The 19,433-nt window shown below is 58.4% G+C and carries 14 protein-coding genes and 2 pseudogenes; 8 read left to right on the top strand and 8 right to left on the bottom strand.

The annotated features are described in order from the left end of the window. Positions 1-173: 173 nt before the first annotated feature. The 5 genes and pseudogenes from CLU85_RS06055 to CLU85_RS23595 all read left to right on the top strand — a co-directional run bounded on the left by CLU85_RS06055 (position 174) and on the right by CLU85_RS23595 (position 4,811). Entirely contained in the window at positions 174-1,439 is a 1,266-nt protein-coding gene (locus tag CLU85_RS06055; RefSeq protein WP_157803922.1) for a hypothetical protein, read from the top strand. Positions 1,440-2,370: 931 nt separating this feature from the next. Then, on the top strand, positions 2,371-2,625 hold the full coding sequence (locus tag CLU85_RS06060; RefSeq protein ID WP_100409505.1) for an AlpA family transcriptional regulator: 255 nt from the start codon (positions 2,371-2,373) through the stop codon (positions 2,623-2,625). Positions 2,626-2,843: 218 nt separating this feature from the next. Further along, positions 2,844-3,624, top strand: a pseudogene (locus CLU85_RS23520) (DUF3987 domain-containing protein). Next, positions 3,582-4,241, top strand: a complete 660-nt coding sequence (locus tag CLU85_RS23525) for a DUF3987 domain-containing protein (protein WP_255409685.1) — start codon at positions 3,582-3,584, stop codon at positions 4,239-4,241. Before CLU85_RS23520 ends, CLU85_RS23525 begins: the two are co-directional and overlap by 43 nt. A gap of 219 nt (positions 4,242-4,460) precedes the next feature. Beyond that, positions 4,461-4,811, top strand: a complete 351-nt coding sequence (locus CLU85_RS23595; RefSeq protein WP_369858306.1) for an H-NS histone family protein — start codon at positions 4,461-4,463, stop codon at positions 4,809-4,811. Between the two features lie 71 nt (positions 4,812-4,882). Here the strand turns inward: CLU85_RS23595 and CLU85_RS22910 are convergent, their stop codons facing one another. Further along, a complete protein-coding gene (locus CLU85_RS22910; RefSeq protein WP_157803924.1) occupies positions 4,883-5,824 on the bottom strand; it encodes a hypothetical protein in 942 nt (313 codons plus the stop codon). 392 nt (positions 5,825-6,216) lie between these two features. Here CLU85_RS22910 and CLU85_RS06090 point away from each other — a divergent pair, with 392 nt between their 5' ends. The 3 genes from CLU85_RS06090 to CLU85_RS06105 all read left to right on the top strand — a co-directional run bounded on the left by CLU85_RS06090 (position 6,217) and on the right by CLU85_RS06105 (position 8,481). After that, the gene (locus CLU85_RS06090) at positions 6,217-7,227 is read left to right on the top strand and encodes an inovirus-type Gp2 protein (protein ID WP_100409510.1); all 1,011 of its coding nucleotides are present in this window, start codon (positions 6,217-6,219) and stop codon (positions 7,225-7,227) included. 408 nt (positions 7,228-7,635) lie between these two features. Further along, positions 7,636-7,959 (top strand): heavy-metal-associated domain-containing protein, encoded by a 324-nt coding sequence (locus tag CLU85_RS06100; RefSeq protein WP_083235238.1) that lies wholly within the window; start codon positions 7,636-7,638, stop codon positions 7,957-7,959. A gap of 18 nt (positions 7,960-7,977) precedes the next feature. Beyond that, the gene (locus CLU85_RS06105) at positions 7,978-8,481 is read left to right on the top strand and encodes a hypothetical protein (protein ID WP_100409511.1); all 504 of its coding nucleotides are present in this window, start codon (positions 7,978-7,980) and stop codon (positions 8,479-8,481) included. A gap of 75 nt (positions 8,482-8,556) precedes the next feature. On the opposite strand, the gene CLU85_RS06110 is transcribed toward CLU85_RS06105, so the two are convergent. The 7 genes and pseudogenes from CLU85_RS06110 to CLU85_RS06140 all read right to left on the bottom strand — a co-directional run bounded on the left by CLU85_RS06110 (position 8,557) and on the right by CLU85_RS06140 (position 19,425). Beyond that, the gene (locus tag CLU85_RS06110; protein ID WP_056419579.1) at positions 8,557-9,486 is read right to left on the bottom strand and encodes a sensor domain-containing diguanylate cyclase; all 930 of its coding nucleotides are present in this window, start codon (positions 9,484-9,486) and stop codon (positions 8,557-8,559) included. A gap of 21 nt (positions 9,487-9,507) precedes the next feature. Then, the gene (locus CLU85_RS06115; protein WP_231940667.1) at positions 9,508-10,452 is read right to left on the bottom strand and encodes an alpha/beta fold hydrolase; all 945 of its coding nucleotides are present in this window, start codon (positions 10,450-10,452) and stop codon (positions 9,508-9,510) included. Between the two features lie 8 nt (positions 10,453-10,460). Continuing rightward, a pseudogene (locus CLU85_RS06120) lies at positions 10,461-13,606 on the bottom strand (efflux RND transporter permease subunit). Then, positions 13,603-15,120, bottom strand: coding sequence for an efflux RND transporter periplasmic adaptor subunit (locus CLU85_RS06125; RefSeq protein ID WP_100409512.1), 1,518 nt, complete (start codon positions 15,118-15,120; stop codon positions 13,603-13,605). Before CLU85_RS06125 ends, CLU85_RS06120 begins: the two are co-directional and overlap by 4 nt. 12 nt (positions 15,121-15,132) lie before the next feature. Continuing rightward, positions 15,133-16,458, bottom strand: a complete 1,326-nt coding sequence (locus CLU85_RS06130; RefSeq protein ID WP_100409513.1) for a TolC family protein — start codon at positions 16,456-16,458, stop codon at positions 15,133-15,135. Positions 16,459-16,533: 75 nt separating this feature from the next. Beyond that, positions 16,534-17,019 (bottom strand): hypothetical protein, encoded by a 486-nt coding sequence (locus tag CLU85_RS06135; RefSeq protein WP_232727742.1) that lies wholly within the window; start codon positions 17,017-17,019, stop codon positions 16,534-16,536. Between the two features lie 39 nt (positions 17,020-17,058). After that, positions 17,059-19,425, bottom strand: coding sequence for a heavy metal translocating P-type ATPase (locus CLU85_RS06140; RefSeq protein WP_255409638.1), 2,367 nt, complete (start codon positions 19,423-19,425; stop codon positions 17,059-17,061). Positions 19,426-19,433 lie beyond the last annotated feature (8 nt).

The raw sequence follows: 19,433 nt of genomic DNA on the forward strand, positions 1-19,433 counted from the left end.
TGTTGTTGAAGAACAAGTGGAGTGGCCCCGGTCTACTGTGAACCACTCACAGTATTGGGGCTAACATGCTGAGAGAAGTGATCGGATTGCATTGAGCGCGTTGTTCTTAACGGTCGCTCGTAATTCCTTCACTGATTCTTAAGAATTCGACGAATAGCACCAGAACCCTAGAAATGAAAAGTAGCTTTACAGTAGACGCAGCGGAAAAGATGTCGGCAGTAACTGTCGAAGATGCTGCAAGTTTTCTTGACGTTGACCTGTCAAAATTCATCGATGAAGCTATCCGCTTCGATATTTGGATCTACATCGAAGTGCCTATTGGTGCGCCACTGGCGGCAACCTATCTCAATTCCTCAAGGCGTGCGTTAGATGCGTTCAAGCACGATGACTTTGGTGCTCTGGCGACCGAAGATGGTAACTTCTCTGGGTACACTTTGAATTATTACGGCGCTGCTTTTCAGTTGCGTGTCGGATCTGAAGTCCTGAGGGCAATAAAGCAATCCGGAGTGTCATGGCAACAGCGTTTTTGGGATTTCAGGCGCTCTGCTTCTGCTCCTGAGTTTCATTCAGCTTTCACGGGCGTTGAGGATGAGGCTCGATGGAGAGATCCTACTTATGAAGCCACTGCTTGCTTCATTACCCCGATCATTCATCAAGGGGATAAATATTCGCTCGATTTTTATGTCATAAAAAAATCGCATCTTCTAATTTCCGGTCCCGATCTGGCGAGGTGGATGGGGTATGCTGGTTACGATTCAACCGGCCGGTATCCTCGCTTCCCCAGAGATCGCCATAATTTCTTGACAAAGAGCGGGAGTAAATCACCAACGTCTCAACAACAGGAAGAAGCGAACCGACAGGTTTCATTTGATGAGCCATGGGCGCAGCAGGTTATCCAACTTGTCGATGAACTGCTTAATTTGCTTTATCAAAAGAAAACTGCTTCGATATCGCACTTTACAGTGGATCGTGGGGCTGGCCTTCGAGAGTTGGTCAAGGTTTACTGCGGTTTTATGGTCCGTTATCCGAAAGGGCCAAGAACTTTCGAACGTTTTGACGATTATTTATTCAAGGAGAGATGCTTCTCTGCAATGGAGTTTTCCGAAAATTACAAGAAAAAGTTATTTCATGTGTTGATTGCAAAAAGTGTATTTGCCCAAGGGAATAGAAAAAGGCTCGGGACCCATCTGTCTCGCACGAAGATATTGAAGGAGCTTGAGGACTTGCAGGTGAGTAAAGGTCTGCTTATCATTATTTCCGTGGCTGCCGAATATATTGGTCAAGACTCCCTTGTTAGTGCCTCGGTGCTAGATAAGAGCTTTATAGATCTCGGCATCTCAGCGAACAACATGCCGGTCATTAAAAGGATACTTGCGCTTCATGATGCGACAACCGGGCCTAAACCGACCAAAGCAGGTAAGCAATTCTTTGTTCCATAGGTGAAGGGTCGAAAAGTGCAAGTCGATTTAGCTCGGCTTCGCGCACCAATCGCGCTCAATGTTCTAGGTTGGGGGCAGAGCGTGGTTTCGGGAGTAGAAGAGGTAGTGCGCACTGACTCAACCTACCGCTTTTTTGAGTGTGTCTCTTGGGCTTTCGGCTATCACCGACTCGGACTCGGAGTCGTGCTCAAACGGCACCCGCTTCAGTCGATTGTTGGCTTCTCCTCCAGCAAAGTCCTCTCCGGGTACGTTGATCCTTGTTCCCAAGCAAGAGTTGGGGAGTGGCGCTCCGAGAGGCGCTTCTCTCCGTTCGTTGTGTAAGGCGCCAACGTCCTGTCGCGACAGGTGGCGACAAGGTTCGGTGATGGGAGCATCAATTGCGCCCCGGGCGCTCTCACACGCAGAGCGCTCCTGTGTCTTCTCCTGAGACACGTCTAAATCTTTTCGCTGGCGCCTCTCATCATTGGCGCGTTCGCAAACACAGTGCAGTCGGCGCTTTTGGTTGCAGTGCGATAGCCATAGCGACAAAGGGTTGCTCTATGACCTTCGCTCGGGCTAGCGATCCGTGTCATTCACTGGCATTTCTCACACACCACTGCAATCGATGCACTCCCATCAAGTGCCCAGTGCAGGCACCTCTATTGACTGCCTCTAGGGCCATTGTGAGCGCGCTTTGACCGCGCTGCCTCCTGTCGTAGGTGGTCAAAACAGCTGTTTTAAAGCTATTCAGCAATAGGCTTCTGCACGCGCAAATTGCGCCCAAAAAGAGGCCCTGAATTCGAAATCGTAAAGCTGTGCCACAAAAAATTGCCCCATTTTTCTGCGTTATTATAAAAAGTGAGTGACAACTTCTATTGTTTTCGTGTGAGAAAGCAATAGAACCCAAGAAATCAAAAAAGGAAAGTTCAGTCTTCCCAACACGGAAGACACCATGAACCACTCTCCTGCTTTTGAAGGCACGCTGATCAACCGCAAGACGGTCCAGGAACTGACGCACAAGTGCCCCGCGTCCATTCACAACGCGCTCAACGCAAAAGGCCCGTACTTCGACCCTGACTTCCCACGCCCGATCAAGTTGGGAATGGGCAGGGGCAACTACTGGATCGAGGAGGAAGTCCGGGTCTGGCTGGCAAAGCAGGTGGCTTTGTCACGACAGCCAGTCAGAAAAGGAGGTGCCCACAACTAGTGCCCTTCTTTTTCTATTCAACAAGCGGGGGGCCAAAGCCCTCCATCGATAGACCCACACAGAGACTTCAAATGTTTTTTATTCCGCCCAAGTCCCCGCACACGAACTCATACCCTTTCGGTGCATTTGCTAATCAGGAACTGAACGAGATCTTTTACGACGTCAAGGACATGACCCAAGCGCCAGCGCCGCTTATCGGCAGCGCAATGATCGCCATCATGGCGTCAGTGACGCAAGCCCAGGTCGACGTGGAAGGACTGACCGGTGAGGCAACACCCTGTAGCCTGATCGTGGCAGTTGTTGCGGACAAAGGAGAGCGCAAGACCACAGTCACGAAGATCTTGATGAAGAAGATCGAGGAGGCCAACCATGAAGCCTAAAAGCCCGGAACAAGCAGCTTGGGATGCCGAATGCAAGCGCCTCCTGAAAAAGATCACTCGGACCCCTTGTGACGAAGAGGCCAAACGGCTTCAGGAGCAGTACCGACTACATGTCGGATTGCGCCCCAAGCCATTTCTGCCAGGTCTTCGCGAATTTGGCGATACGACCACAGCCGCCTTTTTGGAGGGGCTTGCATCATCCGGTGGTACCGCTATCGTCATCGCCGACGAAGGGGGAACAGTTACCGGCGGTCAAACGCTCGCGCATCTTGCCTGGTGGAATAAGGCATGGGATGGAACCACCTTAAACCATGATCGATTGAGTAGCGGGTCCATCGTTGTCGAAAACCCAAGAGTCGTGGTCTTTCTCGCGATTCAACCGGAGCCGTTCCGGCGCTTCTTTGAGAAGAATCACTACATGGCACGCGAATCGGGATTTTCTTGCAGAGGCTTGTGGGCTTATGTGGAGAGCACGCAAGGATACCGAGGAGTGGGGGGCATAGTGCCAACAGGCCTTACTCGGCAATCAAGCAGTTTCAGCGCCTTAGACATGAGGGCGAAACCCGCAGCAATGAGATTCTTCGGGACCCTCAGGCGACTCGACAGCTTCTTCGACTGACAGCCGGGGCCACTTGCCTACGGCAACAGTTTGCCGCTGAAATGGAGTTGAGCCTGCGTCCAGACGGTGCTTATGCGGATGTCCGTGATCAGGCTTCGAAGGCAGTCGAGATAGCAACCCGAATGGCTGGTGTCATGCATTGCTTCTTTCAGGTCGATGGTGACATCGACGAGCGCACGATGCATGACGCAATCGCTCTCATGCGTTGGCACTTGGAGGAGTACAAGCGGCTGTTCGGTGAACCGAACCAGTACTCGCATGCGTTTGAGGACGCCATGAAGCTACAGGAATTTCTGGTGGATCAAATCAACGCGCAGGGCTGGTTTCGGGTGAGCAGTTTTCCAAGGAGTCAACTCCGTACCTATGGCCCGAATCGCTCGCGCTTGCCAAAGCGCTTCGACGCAGCAGTCGACTATTTGGTGCGACAAGGTGCCTTGACTGAGGAGCGCGTTAAGGGCGGCGCCCGCATCCAATTGGTGCGGGAGTACTTCAGACCCTTAGTCCATTCATTTTCCATGGCGCAGTACGAACCTCCGGTGAGCAGTTTGCCGAATGGCCTTGGATTCCAGCAACCGGGCCAGCTTGGGCAACGCATTGGGTATTGGCCGTCGATTTAGGTGTCAGTGAGACCTTGCCGCGGAACGGTGGCAGTAAGCCCCATGGCCAAAGCACGGTCGATTTGTGAGTAGGCCCCCCTGCTAACCCGCTAGTTCAGCGGGTTAGCAGGACCCCCCCTCAAAAAATCGTCGCAAAAAGGCTCACGCCCGCTCCGCAGAGACACCCTTCAACGGAAAAACAGTTTACGAAAGAAGATCAGTATGGAAGTTACAGCAAATATGCCAAAGCCAGTTGTGGGGGCCGCTCCGGCTCTCCCGTCGGTGTTAGATCGGTACTTTGCAGCCGCCGAAGAGAAGCGTCTTGTGGACGAAAAGCTATCCACTCTGCGCCAAGCGTTGGTCTCGGAAGGACTCCAACATATCGCACAGTGTATTGAACGGTACCAGCTCACTGCAGAGGATTTGAAAGAGGTGATGCCGCCCCAGGCCCCCTCGAATTCATTTCAGAAGGTTGGGTCAACTACCCGCCGCAGTTACCGGGATCCGACAACTGGAAGGGTTTGGAACGGCCATGGGAAGCGCCCCAGTTGGTTGCTTGAGCACGGCCCAGATGCGTGCCTCATCACTTGAGATGAGTGCATAGAACTCAGGACAAGCCAACGCCATGCCCGTAGAAGGGGATTGCGTTGGAGTGCCATCTGTCACTGCTCGTCTTTGATTTCGAATGGTTCGCAAGGTCGCATTGATGCTGCGACTTCTCTAGAAGCGACCCAGACGACGTTGAGCTCGTACTGCTGAAAGGCCATCCACTGCTTGGTGCGGATCTCTACCAGTTCCGGCATGTTGCCCATGGGTGAGATCCGCTTCGAGTAGTTGCTGATAACACTATCGTTTTGAAGGTCCACTCTTTCGAATCCGTTCTCAGTCAAGTGCGGCGGCATGGAATCGCTGGCAATCGCCCGTGGGGCCGAATAGTCGGAATTGTGCGAGCCCCGAGGCTCCCAAGGAGAGAAGTCTCCAGGTGAGTAATCCTTTTTGTAGCCAAAAAGCGATGGCAACTCCAAGTAGTCTCTCATCGCAACCTGCCATGCCAATAGATCACCTGGGTGGCAAAGAGCGCGTAGTGGGAAAAGCCCTTCTCTGATCAGATAGCTTGCTTCCTCCGGAATTAGTTTGCTGCTGTAAGTGGGCTCTAGTTCTGAGTCTGGAAGGAAAGGTATATCAACAATAGAGCCAGGGGTAAAACGCTGGTTGTTTTCTCTCCAATGTCTTAAGTCGAGTGCGAGAAAGCTAATGGGCTTCTCTCCATCGCTTTCTATGCAGTCTATCGGTGACCTTCGATAGAAAACCTGATAGAGAAGATTGAGTAATCGGTATCCATTAAGAGCGACTGCCGGGTTGTGTTCAGTGCGCTCTGAACTCTTCTCTTGCAGGAAGAGAAAAGGAGGCAATGGCACTCCATCGAAAAGTACCTTTTGGAGAACGTCAATCGCCTCAGCATAGGACCACTTCTTTGATCCGATGTCGTGGGAGAGGCGTAGTGACTTTTCGTGTACCCATGCCAGCACTTCCACTAGTCGTGGTGAGGAGTTTTTGAAAGGCTTGGCAATTGAGTCGCTGTTGTCGAGTTGGCGAAAGAACATGACTGGGTTTAATTGAATGATTGGCTGAGCACTATCTCAGCCTTCTGTGATTCGTTTAACAGCTCTGAGCATCTCGACAAGCAGTCTTGAAGGTACGTAAAGCGGGCTTCGAACGGATGTAACTCAGATGCGATTTGTATGAGTTAGATTAAATTTTTTCGCCTAAAGCGTCGGGATATGCTAGGGATTTTTATTGGGTAGATAGTTTTTATAGGTGGAGTATATGTTATGTGGTATCTGTGTTATCTATTGACTGCTCTATAAGGTCAGTCTCTCAGTGCTGAGATACCTCTCATAGGGCTATCGTTCGATATCGGCTAAGTCTCTAATCTCTCTTCTGTGCAGTGAGTGTAGTTGACTTGGAAATGGCAAATCAATATTCATTCGAATGAATGAGCAATGGAGTAAATGAAATGTTTGTAGACCTATTGGATTCACATGTTGGCGGTGTGAGCGAGACATCAGATTGCCTGGTCGCTGTAGACAAGGGATCGCTTGTATGGATGACGCAATTGCAATCGGCATTGCAATCCACTTGCCCGATTGGAAGAGGTAAGAAAAAGCTCCCTATGGCTCCTCATGCTCGTGTGCGAAGAGCCCAGAAGCTAGCAGCTCTTCTGGAGGGTATGGCTCTCTCTGAGGTGATTGAGCGGGTTCGACTCGGAAAGAGCGATCCGCACATCGCATGCCTGGACCGTGCACTGCCGTCGATTCTGAAGGACAAAAGCATGACTGAGCATTTGTCGAGTGGTGCGGCACTGACTCTGGCAATGGAGATCCTTGACGTGCTAATGGTTGTGTATGGGAGCTGGTTCGGCAGATCAAAAATTGACAACGCGCGACGGGAGCGGGAGCGTGCCTGTGGGGCATTGGTCAAACGAATGCTCGCGTTCAAAAGAAGATACCCCAAGCTCATGGTGATCAGACTCGATGTGGGCTACGGTAAGCAATACGCAGCACAAGTCGATCCAAGTCACGAAATCCTAGACCACTGGAGTGATCTGTTGGACGCCATCAAGGAGGGTTTTGAAACGAGCTTTCTTGGCTATGCCGCCAAGATTGAGTACGGGGTACGAAAGGGCCCGCACATGCATCTGATGCTGCTCTTTAATGGATCGAAAGTTCGCCAGGATGTGACGATCGCTCGACTCATCGGTGAGCTGTGGAAGAACAAAGTGACGAAGGGTGCGGGGCTGTACCACAACAGCAATGAGCCAAACTACAAGGCCCGTTTCACTCACTGTGGTGTTGGCGTTTTTAGCGGTCTTGATGATGCGACGATTGCCGGTTTCCAACGAGTTGCTGACTACTTGGCCAAACGAGATCTTCTCATTAGGGTGGCCATGCCGCATGTGTTTCGAGTGCTTAGGACAGGACTCGTGTTGCCTCCTGCGCGTGTTTAGATGGAGGTGATAGAGACGCGCCGCTTTGCGGGTGATGGACTGCAGTGCAGCGGTTGCGGTCGCTCGTCCAGCCACCATGGAAGTCCGCTGACGAACTCTCATCGGACGTTCGGAGCGGTGGGCCATTTTTTTGGATGGAGATGGAGAACACCAATACGTTGGCTCCTGACACGTGTTGCGCCTTGAAGCCAGTTCAAGCAGGTTCGCGAGCTTCGCAGTCGACTCGGAAAGACGTTAAGTGCCTCTCAGCATGCAGCTCGCCAAGCATGATCGAATCGGCATAGCCTTGTCTGCCTGAGCGAGTGCCGCTCTCGATCTTGATGCCCGGTTGATCTTTGCGAATGAGCTTGACCTTCTCATCGTGGAAAGGTTCATAGTCAAACAGTGAATCAACCAAAGGAGGCTCACATGGTCCATTTCAATGTTCCTGATATGACATGCGGCGGTTGCGCGAAGCGCATTCGTCGGGCAATCGCTCAGGCTCAAATGCCAGCGGGCGTCGAAGTAGAAATCGATGTGGCCGCGCGGCAGGTCCGCGTTCCTGGGCAAGCCGAAGACGACACTGTGGAGCTTGTCCGCTCCGCAATTGAGCGTGCTGGATACAAAGCAGACGCGGCGGTGAGTCCTGCATCTCGCCGAACAACCGGTGGCTGCTGCTGTGCGTCTCGGCCCGTAACCCCTGTTGATGTGGATCAAGACGGTGCAAGGCAGACGTCGTCATGCTGCAGTTGAACTACCAAGGAGACCATCATGCGTCTGAACATCGTCGCTGGGCTGTTGACAACCCTATTCGTGGCAGGCTGTGCCGTCGCGCAATCGCCAAAACCTGAGGACGAACACGCAGGCCACCACCCCGGAGATGCACAGAGCGGCGGCGTCACAACCCAGTCTGCCCCGGCAGCCACTGCCGCGTCTGCACCGGACGCCTTTGATCGTCAGATGAAGGCGATGCAGGAAATGCACAAAAAAATGCAGGCGGCCAAGACTCCCGCCGAACGCTCAGCGCTGATGGAGGAGCACATGAAGCTCATGCAGTCAGGCATGGCCACGATGGGCGCGGCTAGTTCTGGTGGCATGGGGATGGGAATGATGCAGCAAGGGGCGCAGACCAAACCTGCCATGCCTGCAGCCTCCGGAAACTCGGGTATGGGAGGCATGATGGGCATGCACGCTCAAATGGAGCGCCGTATGGCCATGATGGAGCAGATGATGCAAATGATGGTGGACCGCCAAGCAGCCATGCCATCCAAGTAGTCTCACCGCGAACGTTCTTTGCGGGGGAAGCTATCACTATTCCAAACGCTGGTGAGCTGCGCGAGGCTTGGTGACTCAGTCACTAACCACTGTGCAGTTGCGCCCGAGCGCCTTTGCCCTGTAAACAGCTTCATCAGAGCGTTTTAGCAGCCGGGCGAGGAAATCCGCTCCGGTTTGGTGTACTGCACATGCCAGCCCGACACTGACCGTTACTGGCCCCGCCAATGAGCGAACCCGTCTGGCGCATTTGTGCACCCGCTCCGCGATTCGGGCAGCGGCTTCTGCGTCCGCATCAGGTAACCAGAGGACGAATTCTTCCCCGCCGTATCGCGCCACCAGGTCCGAACCACGGGCGCCTGCCTGTAACTGGCGAGCAAAGTTCACCAGCACCCGGTCGCCCTCGGGATGGCCATGCGCATCGTTGATCCGTTTGAAGTAGTCCACGTCCACCATCAACAACGACACGGAACTCTGTCGAGAGGCCGTCCGTTGCCACTCTTGCACGGTCAATTCCAGCGCACGGCGGTTTTTAAGACCTGTAAGCGGATCAGAGAGACTCAGTTCCGAAAGCTGGCGATTCTGCAATTCAACCTGTTCATTGCTGGCGGCCAAGCGCTGGGCAAGACCCTGGGCCTCTGCACGGGCCTTGATCAACTCGCCTTCGAAACGGCTGCGTTCGCGGGCCACAAAAAAGGCCCATACGATGTGGTCGCCCGTCTCCAGGCGCTTGCTGACCGCATTGACCATGACAGGAACAGTCTCGCCGCCAACACCGCGCAGGTGGAGGAATACTTCGCGCGCACTCTTGGCGTGATGCAGCGTGGGAAACAGGTGGGTCTGGCTGAAAATTCGAGAAGCTGGTGTCAACAGTTCATCCATGGAGTGGCCGAGCCAAAACGCCTCCGTGCCCCCGATCAGGACAAGGAACTCCCTGTTCATCCGCACGATGTGCCCCACCGGGTCCGTGATCATCATCGCGCAAGGGATGTCATCAACCGCCAGCATGTTCCGCCCTCTCGGTTTCGCTCACGCTAAGGAGAGATATCGCTGCATGGCGGCCGTCACCAAGTGAGGATGACTCATGTGGGCGCAGTGTCCGGTCACGTCCAGCACTTCCAGCGTGCTGTCCCTGAGCTTCTTGTGCATGTATTCCCCCACCGAATGGGGCGCCAACGCATCGTTGCCATGCTGCAAGATCAGACTCGGCCGGGTCACGCGCGACAGCTCCTCTCTGGTATCCGCAAAGAAGGTTGCCTGCGCAAAGATACGAGCCATCGTAGGATCGGTTGAGCAGAAACTCTCGGACAGCTCTCCGCCCAGACTGTCTGCCTGCGGCGCTCCCGCCACAATGGGTGCGAGGTAGCTGGACCAGCCCATGAAGTTCTGGTCCATGAGGTCCAATAGGCCCTCCAAATCCTGGCGCTCGAACCCTCCAAGGTAGTCCGGAGCGTGATTGATGTAGCAAGGCGACGGGCCGACCAGAATCAGGCGATCAAAAAGCATAGGTCGCTCGATGGAGGCCAGCAGGCCGATGCTGGCGCTGACCGAATGTCCAACAAAATGCACTCCGCGCTCGATGCCCAATGCGTCGCATACATCCAGCAGATCTTGCACGTAGCCTTTCAGACTTGCGTACTTCACGGGGTCAAAGGCGGCCAAGTCTGATTGGCCGCAGCCGACGTAGTCGAACAAGACCTGGTGGCACTTACCTTCAAAGGCCGGAGTGATGTGTCGCCACATATGCTGGCTACACCCAAAGCCGTGCGCATAGACGAGCACGGGGACGTCCGGGCGAATTGCATCGATCACATGCACGTTGTTGCGCTTACGAATTTCCACTGTTGTTCTTTCCGGGCGGTCAGTCCGCAGATTTTGCACGCCTGACGCTTGCACCGTGCGCAAAATAGCATGCAAGCGTGCGCGATTGGGAGTGAGAAACAACTGGTTTATCGCTAGCACCAGCTTGCGCAACGCAGCGTTCAGCCTCCAGATGCCTCTGTTTTCACTCTCCTTGGCTTACGCATCAGCACATAGGCCGCAGGAATCACGAACAAGGACAGCAGCGGCGCCGTCACCATACCGCCCAGCATGGGTGCCGCGATGCGGCTCATGACCTCCGAGCCTGTCCCGCTGCTCCACACGATGGGCACCAGGCCCGCCAGGATGACAGCCACGGTCATTGCCTTGGGTCGCACGCGCAGCACGGCACCTTCCCGAATCGCGTCCAGCAGCTCTTCCAGTGTGGGCTGCCTGCCGTCTGGACATCTCTCTGCGAGTGCCTGCTTGAGGTAGATGAGCATGACCACCCCGAACTCTGCCGCGACCCCCGCCAGGGCGATGAAGCCCACACCGGTGGCGATGGACAGGTTGTAGTTCATCAGGTAGAGGAACCAGATGCCCCCGGTCAACGCGAATGGCAACGTCGCCATGATCAGTCCCGCCTCACCCATGCGCGAGAAGGTCAAGTACAAAAGCACGAAGATGATCAGCAAGGTGGCAGGCACCACTACTTTCAGGCGGGCATTAGCCCGCTCCAGGTACTCGAACTGGCCTGAGTACGTGATGCTGACCCCGGGCTCCAGCTTGATCTGTCGGCTCACGGCATCGCGCAGCTCATTGGCCACGGAAGCCAGATCGCGCCCCCGCACATCGACATATACCCAGCCCGATGGGCGGGCGTTCTCGCTTTTGAGCATGGGTGGCCCATCGGTGATGGCGATGCTGGCCACCGTACCCAGCGTGATCTGCTGCCCCATGGGGGTGGAGATGGGCAATTGGGCCAAGCGTTCGGGCGAGTCTCTCCACTCACGCGGATAGCGCAGGTTGATCGGGAAGCGGGCCAAGCCCTCGACCGTTTCCGAGATGTTTTCACCGCCAATGGCCCCGGAGACTACGGCCTGGATTTCGCTCACGTTCAGTCCGTAGCGCCCTGCGGCTGTGCGGTCGATGCGGACATCGACATAGCGCCCCCCGGTCAGGCGCTCGGCCAGTGACGAAGTCACTCCCGGAATGCCCTTGGCGACCTGCTCGACTTGGGCAGCGATCCCGTCGATCACCTTCAGGTCGTTGCCGGTCACCTTGACCCCGATGGGACTCTTGATGCCGGTGGCCAGCATGTCAATCCGGTTGCGGATGGGTGGAATCCAGATGTTGGACAGGCCAGGAATCTTGACGGCCTTGTCCAGCTCCTCGATCAGACCCTCGGGCGTCATTCCTGGACGCCATTGGTCTCTGGGCTTGAGCTTCACCGTGGTCTCGAACATTTCCAGAGGCGCTGGATCGGTGGCGGTCTCGGCCCGGCCCGCCTTGCCAAAGACGCGCTCAACCTCGGGAACCGTCTTGATCATGCGGTTGCTCAGTTGCAGCAGTTCGGTGGCCCGCTGTGCCGAAAGGCCCGGGAGCGCCGAAGGCATGTACAGCAGATCGCCTTCGTCCAGCCTGGGTAAGAACTCGCCGCCTAGCCGGGAGAGCGGCCAAATCGTGGTCGCCAGCGCCAGCACGGCGATAGCCAAGGTGGATTTGGGACGATGCAAGACCCACTCCAGGCAAGGTCGGTACACGACGATCAGCGCACGCGTGATGGGGTTTTTCTGCTCGTCAGGGATACGCCCCCGGATCCAGTAGCCCATGAGGACCGGGATCAGCGTGACCGAGAGTGCCGCAGCTGCGGCCATCGCGTAGGTCTTCGTGAACGCCAGCGGTCCAAACAAGCGGCCTTCCTGTGCTTCCAGCGTAAAAACGGGCACAAAGGACAACGTGATGATGAGCAGCGAGAAGAAAAGCGCAGGCCCAACTTCCTCGGCAGCTTCGGTGATCACTTTCCAGCGCTCTTCACCGACCAACTGCTGGTCGGGATGCTTGTGCTGCCAGGCCTCCAGCTTCTTGTGGGCGTTCTCGATCATCACCACAGCTGCATCGACCATGGCGCCCACGGCGATTGCAATCCCGCCCAGGGACATGATGTTGGCGTTGATGCCCTGGTAGCGCATCACCAGAAACGCCGCCATGATCCCCAGCGGCAGAGAAATGATGGCGACCAGCGCAGAACGCAGGTGCCAGAGGAACAAGACACAGACCACCGCCACCACAATGAACTCCTCTACGAGTTTGGTGCTGAGGTTCTGGATCGCCCGCTCGATGAGTGCGCTGCGGTCGTAGGTGGTGACGATCTCCACGCCCTGGGGCAGGCTGCTTTGCAGCTCGCTGAGTTTGGCCTTTACGGCCTGGATCGTTTCCTGGGCGTTCTTGCCAGATCGCAGCACGACCACGCCTCCAGCCACTTCCCCCTCGCCGTCGAGTTCAGCGATGCCGCGCCGCATTTCCGGCCCGATCTGGACGGTGGCGACATCCCCCAGGCGCACAGGCACCCCTGCGCGCGACACCAACGGGATGGCGCGGAAGTCGTCCAGCGTCTTGAGATAGCCGCTGGCGCGCACCATGTACTCGGCGCCGGACAGTTCCAGCACCGATCCACCCGTTTCCTGGTTGGCATTCATGATGGCCTCGCGCACCTGCCCCTGAGTGAGGCCTTGGGACGCAAGCTTGATGGGGTCGAGCACGACCTGGTACTGCTTGACCATGCCCCGACCGATGCCACCTCGGCCACGTTGGGTAAGCTCTTGAGTTCGAACTTCAGGAACCAGTCCTGCAAGGCGCGAAGCTGGGCCAGGTCGTTTTTGCCGGTGCGATCTACCAGGGCGTACTGGAAGATCCAGCCCACCCCGGTGGCATCTGGGCCCAACGACGACTTGGCCGTAGCGGGTAGACGTCCCTGCACCTGGTTCATGTACTCCAGTACCCGCGAACGCGCCCAGTACAGGTCCGTGCCATCCTCGAACAGGATGTAGACGAATGAGTCGCCGAAGAACGAGAAACCTCGCACCGTCTTGGCGCCCGGGACGGACAGCATGGTGGTGGCCAGCGGGTACGTCACCTGGTTTTCCACGATCTGCGGCGCCTGGCCGGGATAGGAGGTGCGGATGATGACCTGGACATCCGACAAATCGGGAAGTGCATCCACGGGGGTGCTGCGCACGCCCCACACGCCCCAGGCCGTGAGCATCACGGTCGCCAGCAGAACCAGGAGTCGGTTCGCCACCGACCAGCGGATCAGGCGCGCGATCATGGCTTGATCCTTTCCACGGCAGTGATCACGAAGTCCTTGCCTTGCTGCTGGAAGGTGAACCTGACCTGCTGCTCGGGTTTCAATGTCGTGGCCAATTCAGGACTCGCCAGCTTGAAGGGCATGGTCATGCCAGGCCACTTCAGTTCAGGCACGGCATCATGGGTCAGAGTCAGCTCAGTCGGTGTGACCTCATCGACCACTCCCCGCACGGTAAAGCTTTTGGACGCCGGAGCAGCAGAGGTCGAAGGACCCTGTTCACTGATTGGTTGTGCGCTGCTGCCTTGAGACTGTGCAGGCAAGATTCCTCGCAGGCTGGCTTCCGAGTCGATCAGGAACTGTGCCGAGGCGACCACCTGTTGTCCTGCGGTCAGCCCGCCTTGAACGACGAGGCGGTCATCGATTTCCGCGCCGAGTTGGACCTCGACGGGGTGGTACTTGCCGGGGCCATCCACCACGTAGACCAGCGCCCGCTTGCCGGTGCGGATCACCGCTTCGCTGGGCACCAGCAGCGCTGGTTGTGTCCGTCCGGCCAGAACGATCTGTCCGGACATGCCCGCCTTCAGCCGCTGGGTGGGGTTGGGTAGCTCCAGCCGCACACGCACCGTGCGGGTGTCCCGATTGGCTTCTGGGAGGATGCTCACAATCCGGGCTTTGAGGGTTTCGCCTGGAAACGCGGCCAGGCGGACCTGGGCATCCTGCCCCAGTTGCAGGGGACCGCTTTGGGCCTCGGGAACGGCCGCTTCGATCCAGACGCTGGCCAGACCGTTTACGCGGACCAGGTTGGCCCCCGCAGAGACCGTCATGCCTTGGCGCACCATCAGTTCGGCCACCATCCCAGCCTGCGGGAAGGTCACCGTGTAGCGGCCTTGAGGTTCGCCCGTGCGCTCCACCTGGGCCACCAGCGAGGCCGGCATACCCAGCAGCAACAACCGCTGGCGCGCCGCTGCCGTCAACGATTCGTCCTTGAGCGCCCGGACCGCGAGAAACTCGCGCTGCGCAGCCAACCATTCGGGCAGCAGCAGGTCGGCCAATGGCGCGCCTGCGGCCACCACGTCGCCCGGGGCGCGGGCGTAGACCCGTTCCACAAACCCAGCTGAGCGCGCCTGAACGATGCTCACATCCCGGTCATTCAGCTGGACCGTGCCCAGCACGTCCACGTCGGCCCCAATGTCGCGTTGCTCCACCGCGGCGGTGCGCAGGCCGAGGGCTTGCACCGCCTGGGCGGAGACATTCAAACCGGTGCCTTGTTGTGTGTCCTCATCGGCGTACTTGGGGACCAGCGCCATGTCCATGTAGGGCGACTTGCCGGGCTTGTCGAACTTCTGCGTCGGCGACATCGGGTCGTACCAGTACAGCACCTTGCGGTCGGCTTTTGCTGCTTCTGTCGATGCGGGACTGGCTCCCAGTGCGTGGTTGTTCGCGGTGCGCCATTGGGAGACGGTCCAGCCGAGGGCGATGCCTGCAGCCACCAGTGCTACGGCCACAGCGGTCTTCTTGAAAACGTTATTGGTCATGTGGTTCTCCCTTCAGTCGGCGATCAGGCTGTTCAAGCGGGCAATCACGGTGTCCCGCTGTGCCTGCAGATCAATGAGCCGCCAGTGCGTCTCCCGCACTTGGGCCCAAGCCGCCAGCACGGCGCTCAAGTCGCCTTTGGCGGACTGGTAGTTGGCCAGCGCGAGTTCAGCGCGCCCCTGTGCCAGGCCCATACCAGCCGACTGCAGCCGCTCGATCTGGCTGTTCAGTGACGCCAGCTCTGAGGCGCTGTCCTCCAGCTCCTGCAGGTGCCTGCGGGTCACGTCTTCCTGCTCAGCTTCCAGGCGCTGCAGCTCCAGCTGCTTGGCCTTGATCTGGGGTCCCTGGCGCCGCTCCTGTTGCCAGGGAAGGTCAAAGGTCACCTGGAAAGACACCATGTCGCCCCAGCGACGGTCGCGGCGGCTGTAGGCGACTTCCCAGGACCAATCACCCTTGGTTTCTGCCTGGGCTTCGCGCGTTTCCGCTAAGGCTATCGCCTGCATGGCCGGGTACTGCGCCAGTTCCGCGTGGCGGTGTACCTCAGAGCGCAGCTGATCCAAAGGGCGGCTCAGCGGCCCGGGAGTTCCCTGCAGCGCCTCGTCGGCTCGGGCTCCGACCCACCGCCGCAGCATCGCCCTGGCCTTGGAGCGGTCCCGCTGCAGTTCGTCCCTGCGGTCCGACAGCGCAAGCGCTTCCTGCTTGGCCATGAGAAGATCGCCCGCCTGGGCCGTCCCCCCCGCGATGCGGGCAAGCAGGCTGTCCTGCAGGCGCTGGTTCTCACTCAGTAGACCGGCGAGCACCTGGGCGCGCTGTTCAATGGCCTGGGCCATGATCCACGCTTGGCTCAGCTCCTGCCGGATCTGCAGGCGCTGGACGCCCAGGGCGGCGCGTTCGCGTTCCACCTTGGCCTCGGCGCCGGCGATCTGGGCATCCCGTTTGGCGCGGTTGGGCACCTCCTGCATCAGCGCCAGGCGCTGCATGGTCATGGACTCGCGTGTGAGGCTGAAGCGGTCCATGCCGCTGATGGGAAAGTTCTCGATACCGACCGAGAGCTTTGGATCAGGGAGTGTTCCTGCGGCCTTCAGGGTGCTGCTGGCAGCGTCAATCTGCAGCCGCTGGGCCGTGATGCGGGGACTGTGCTGCTCCGCCAGATCCAAGGCCTCGGTAAAACCCAGGGCGTGGGCCTGGTTGCCAGCCAAGCCGATGCCGGCCAGCAGGAACCCGAGAGCGCCCAGGCGCTGATGGTGGAGGTTGCGCACCTGGATGCGCTGCGAGATGGGACGAATGCGCTGGTGCGCAGACAGGCGCTCGCAGGGAGCGCCGAAGGAGATGTTGGGCATGATGGTCCTCGAAATGAAGGGGCACGAAGTCAGACTTGCGCAAACGCTGCAAGGCAGCGCGCAAGACGTGCACGATCAATTCCGAAAGACCTGATGGGTTAAGTAGATGGGGGGAGAGCCCGCTCGACTGTCCAGCTCTGCGTAGACAGCCCGAGGGTCAATATGGCGCTCGGAGTCCAGGATCACAGGCAGCACATAGGCAACCCAGATAGCGTGCGCCGCGATCGCCTGCAGATCGAGACCTTGGAGCGAGGGGGAGGACAAGCTGTCGCCGTCACAATGGGCTCGGCACAGCTGAGGATCCTGCTCATCCATGGTGCCCGCCATCGCGTGGCAATCGGGCATGGAGGGCATGCCGACGGCATCTCCCATGGCCATGCCCGCTTTTTGCATCGATGCCGCATGGGCTGCGGAGTCCAGCTTGGGACAGGCATAGGCCGCCAACGCGAACTGCATCAGAAGCAACACCGCGACCAGAACGCTGGTTATCCAGCGTCTTTGGCGCAACACGGTGTTCCTGACAGCGATCATGGTGCGAATGGTATCCAGAATGCCAGTCACGGACTTAACCCAGATCAAGTCCGTGCAAGCGGCCCCTCCTCAGCCCTTGCGCAGCCGCAGCGCGTTGGTGATCACCGACGCAGAACTCAGGCTCATCGCCAGGGCCGCAATCATTGGCGACAGCAGCCATCCGGTGAAGGGATACAGCAGCCCTGCGGCGATCGGGATGCCCAGCGCGTTGTAGAGGAAGGCAAACATCAGGTTCTGCTTCATATTGCCCACCGTCGCCTCCGACAATTCCCGCGCAGTGGAAATCCCTCGCAGATCGCCCTTGACCAGGGTGACCTGTGCGCTGTTCATCGCCACGTCGGTGCCGGTGCCCATCGCGATCCCCACATCCGCCTTGGCAAGGGCGGGCGCGTCGTTGATCCCGTCCCCCGCCATGGCGACAACACGGCCTTCGGCCTGCAGCCGCGACACCAGGGCCAGCTTGTCCGCAGGCTTGACTTCGCCATGGACCTCATCAATCCCCAGTTTGGCCCCCACCGCCTTGGCGGTGGTCATGCCGTCGCCCGTGGCCATGACAATGCGCAGTCCCGCCGCATGCAAGGTCGCCAGCGCTTCCGGCGTGCTGGCCTTGATGGCATCCGAGACCGCCAGCAGGCCTTGAAGCTGGCCATCGGCCGCCAGGTACATCACGCTGGCGCCTGTGGCGCGCAAGGCCTCTGCCTGCGCAAGCAGCGGGTTCGCTGAAACCCCAACTTGCTCCATGAGGACCGTGTTGCCCAGGGCGAGCTGGCGTCCAGCGACCTGTCCGCGCACCCCGATGCCCGAGCCGGACTCAAAGTCCTCGGGCTTGTCCAGGGCGAGCCCCTTGGCGCGAGCTGCCTGGACAATGGCATCGGCCAGCGGATGCTCGCTGCCTTGGTCCAGACTGGCCGCCAGGCGCAGAACCTCATCCTCGGACAGACCGGGCATGGCCACTACACGTTCGAAGGAGGGCTTGCCTTCGGTGAGCGTGCCTGTTTTGTCCACGATCAGCGTGTCCACCTTGCGCAGGTTCTCGATGGCTGCCGCGTCCCTGAACAGCACGCCGCTGGTCGCCCCCCGGCCTGTGGCCACCATGATGGACATGGGAGTTGCCAGGCCCAACGCACAAGGGCACGCGATGATCAGCACCGCAACTGCATTGACCAGGCCGTAGACCCAGCGTGGCTCCGGACCGAACAGGCCCCACGCGAAGAGTGTGAGCAACGCGATACCCACCACAGCCATCACGAAGTAGCCCGCCACCTGGTCGGCCATGCGCTGCATGGGGGCCCGTGAGCGCTGTGCCTGCGCAACCATTTGAACGATCTGCGACAGCATGGTGGCGGAGCCCACCCGCTCGGACCGGATCACCAGTGCCCCGTTGGTATTGAGCGTGGCACCGATGACGGCATCACCAGGCCCTTTGACGATGGGCACCGGCTCGCCAGTGAGCATGGCTTCGTCCACCGCGCTGCTCCCCTCGACCACCACACCATCCACAGGAACCTTCTCGCCAGGCCGCACGCGCAAGAGGTCTCCCACATGGACATGGGACAAGGGAACATCACTCTCCTGACCGTTGGCGTCAATACGCCGCGCGGTCTTGGGGGCCAGGCCCAGCAGCGACTTGATGGCGGCCGAAGTCTGCGAGCGCGCCTTCAGCTCCAGCATCTGACCCAGCAGCGTGAGCGAGATGATGACCGCTGCAGCTTCGAAATACACCGCCACGCGCCCCATGGCCTGGAACGAGGCGGGAAACACCCCCGGCGCCACAGTGGCGACCACGCTGTAGACGAAAGCTGCCCCCGTGCCCAGGCTGATCAGCGTCCACATGTTGGGACTGCGGTTCACGACCGACTGCGCTCCGCGCACAAAGAAGGGCCAACCCGCCCACAGCACGATCGGAACCGTGAGGACCAGCTCGATCCAACTCTGGGTCGCCATCTCGAACCACTGCAACCGGTGCCCCACCATGGCCAGGACAGTGACCACCACGGTGAGGGGCAAGGTCCACCAGAAGCGACGCCGGAAATCCACGAGTTCGGCGTTTTCTCCCTCATCCAGGGTGGGCAGCATGGGCTCCAGCGTCATGCCGCATTTGGGGCAATTGCCAGGATGGTCCTGCTGCACCTCTGGGTGCATCGGGCAGGTGTAGATGGTGCCGGGATGAGTTGCTTCAGGCTCACGCGCAACCTTGTCAACCTCGGAAGGATTGACAGCGTATTTGCCCGGATCGTCCACAAACTTCGTTCGGCACTTGGCACTGCAGAAGTAGTAGAGCCGCCCCTCGTGCTCTGCCGAGTGATGCGATTGTTCCGTCACGTCCATACCGCAGACGGGATCTTTCAGTCCCGTTGCTGGCGACGCATGGGCGTCGTGACCGCCATGATGCCGGTGGTCATGATGGATGTGTTCGTGAGGTTGCGCATTCGACATTGATTGCC

The organism is Acidovorax sp. 69 (assembly GCF_002797445.1).
Lineage (GTDB): Bacteria > Pseudomonadota > Gammaproteobacteria > Burkholderiales > Burkholderiaceae_C > Acidovorax.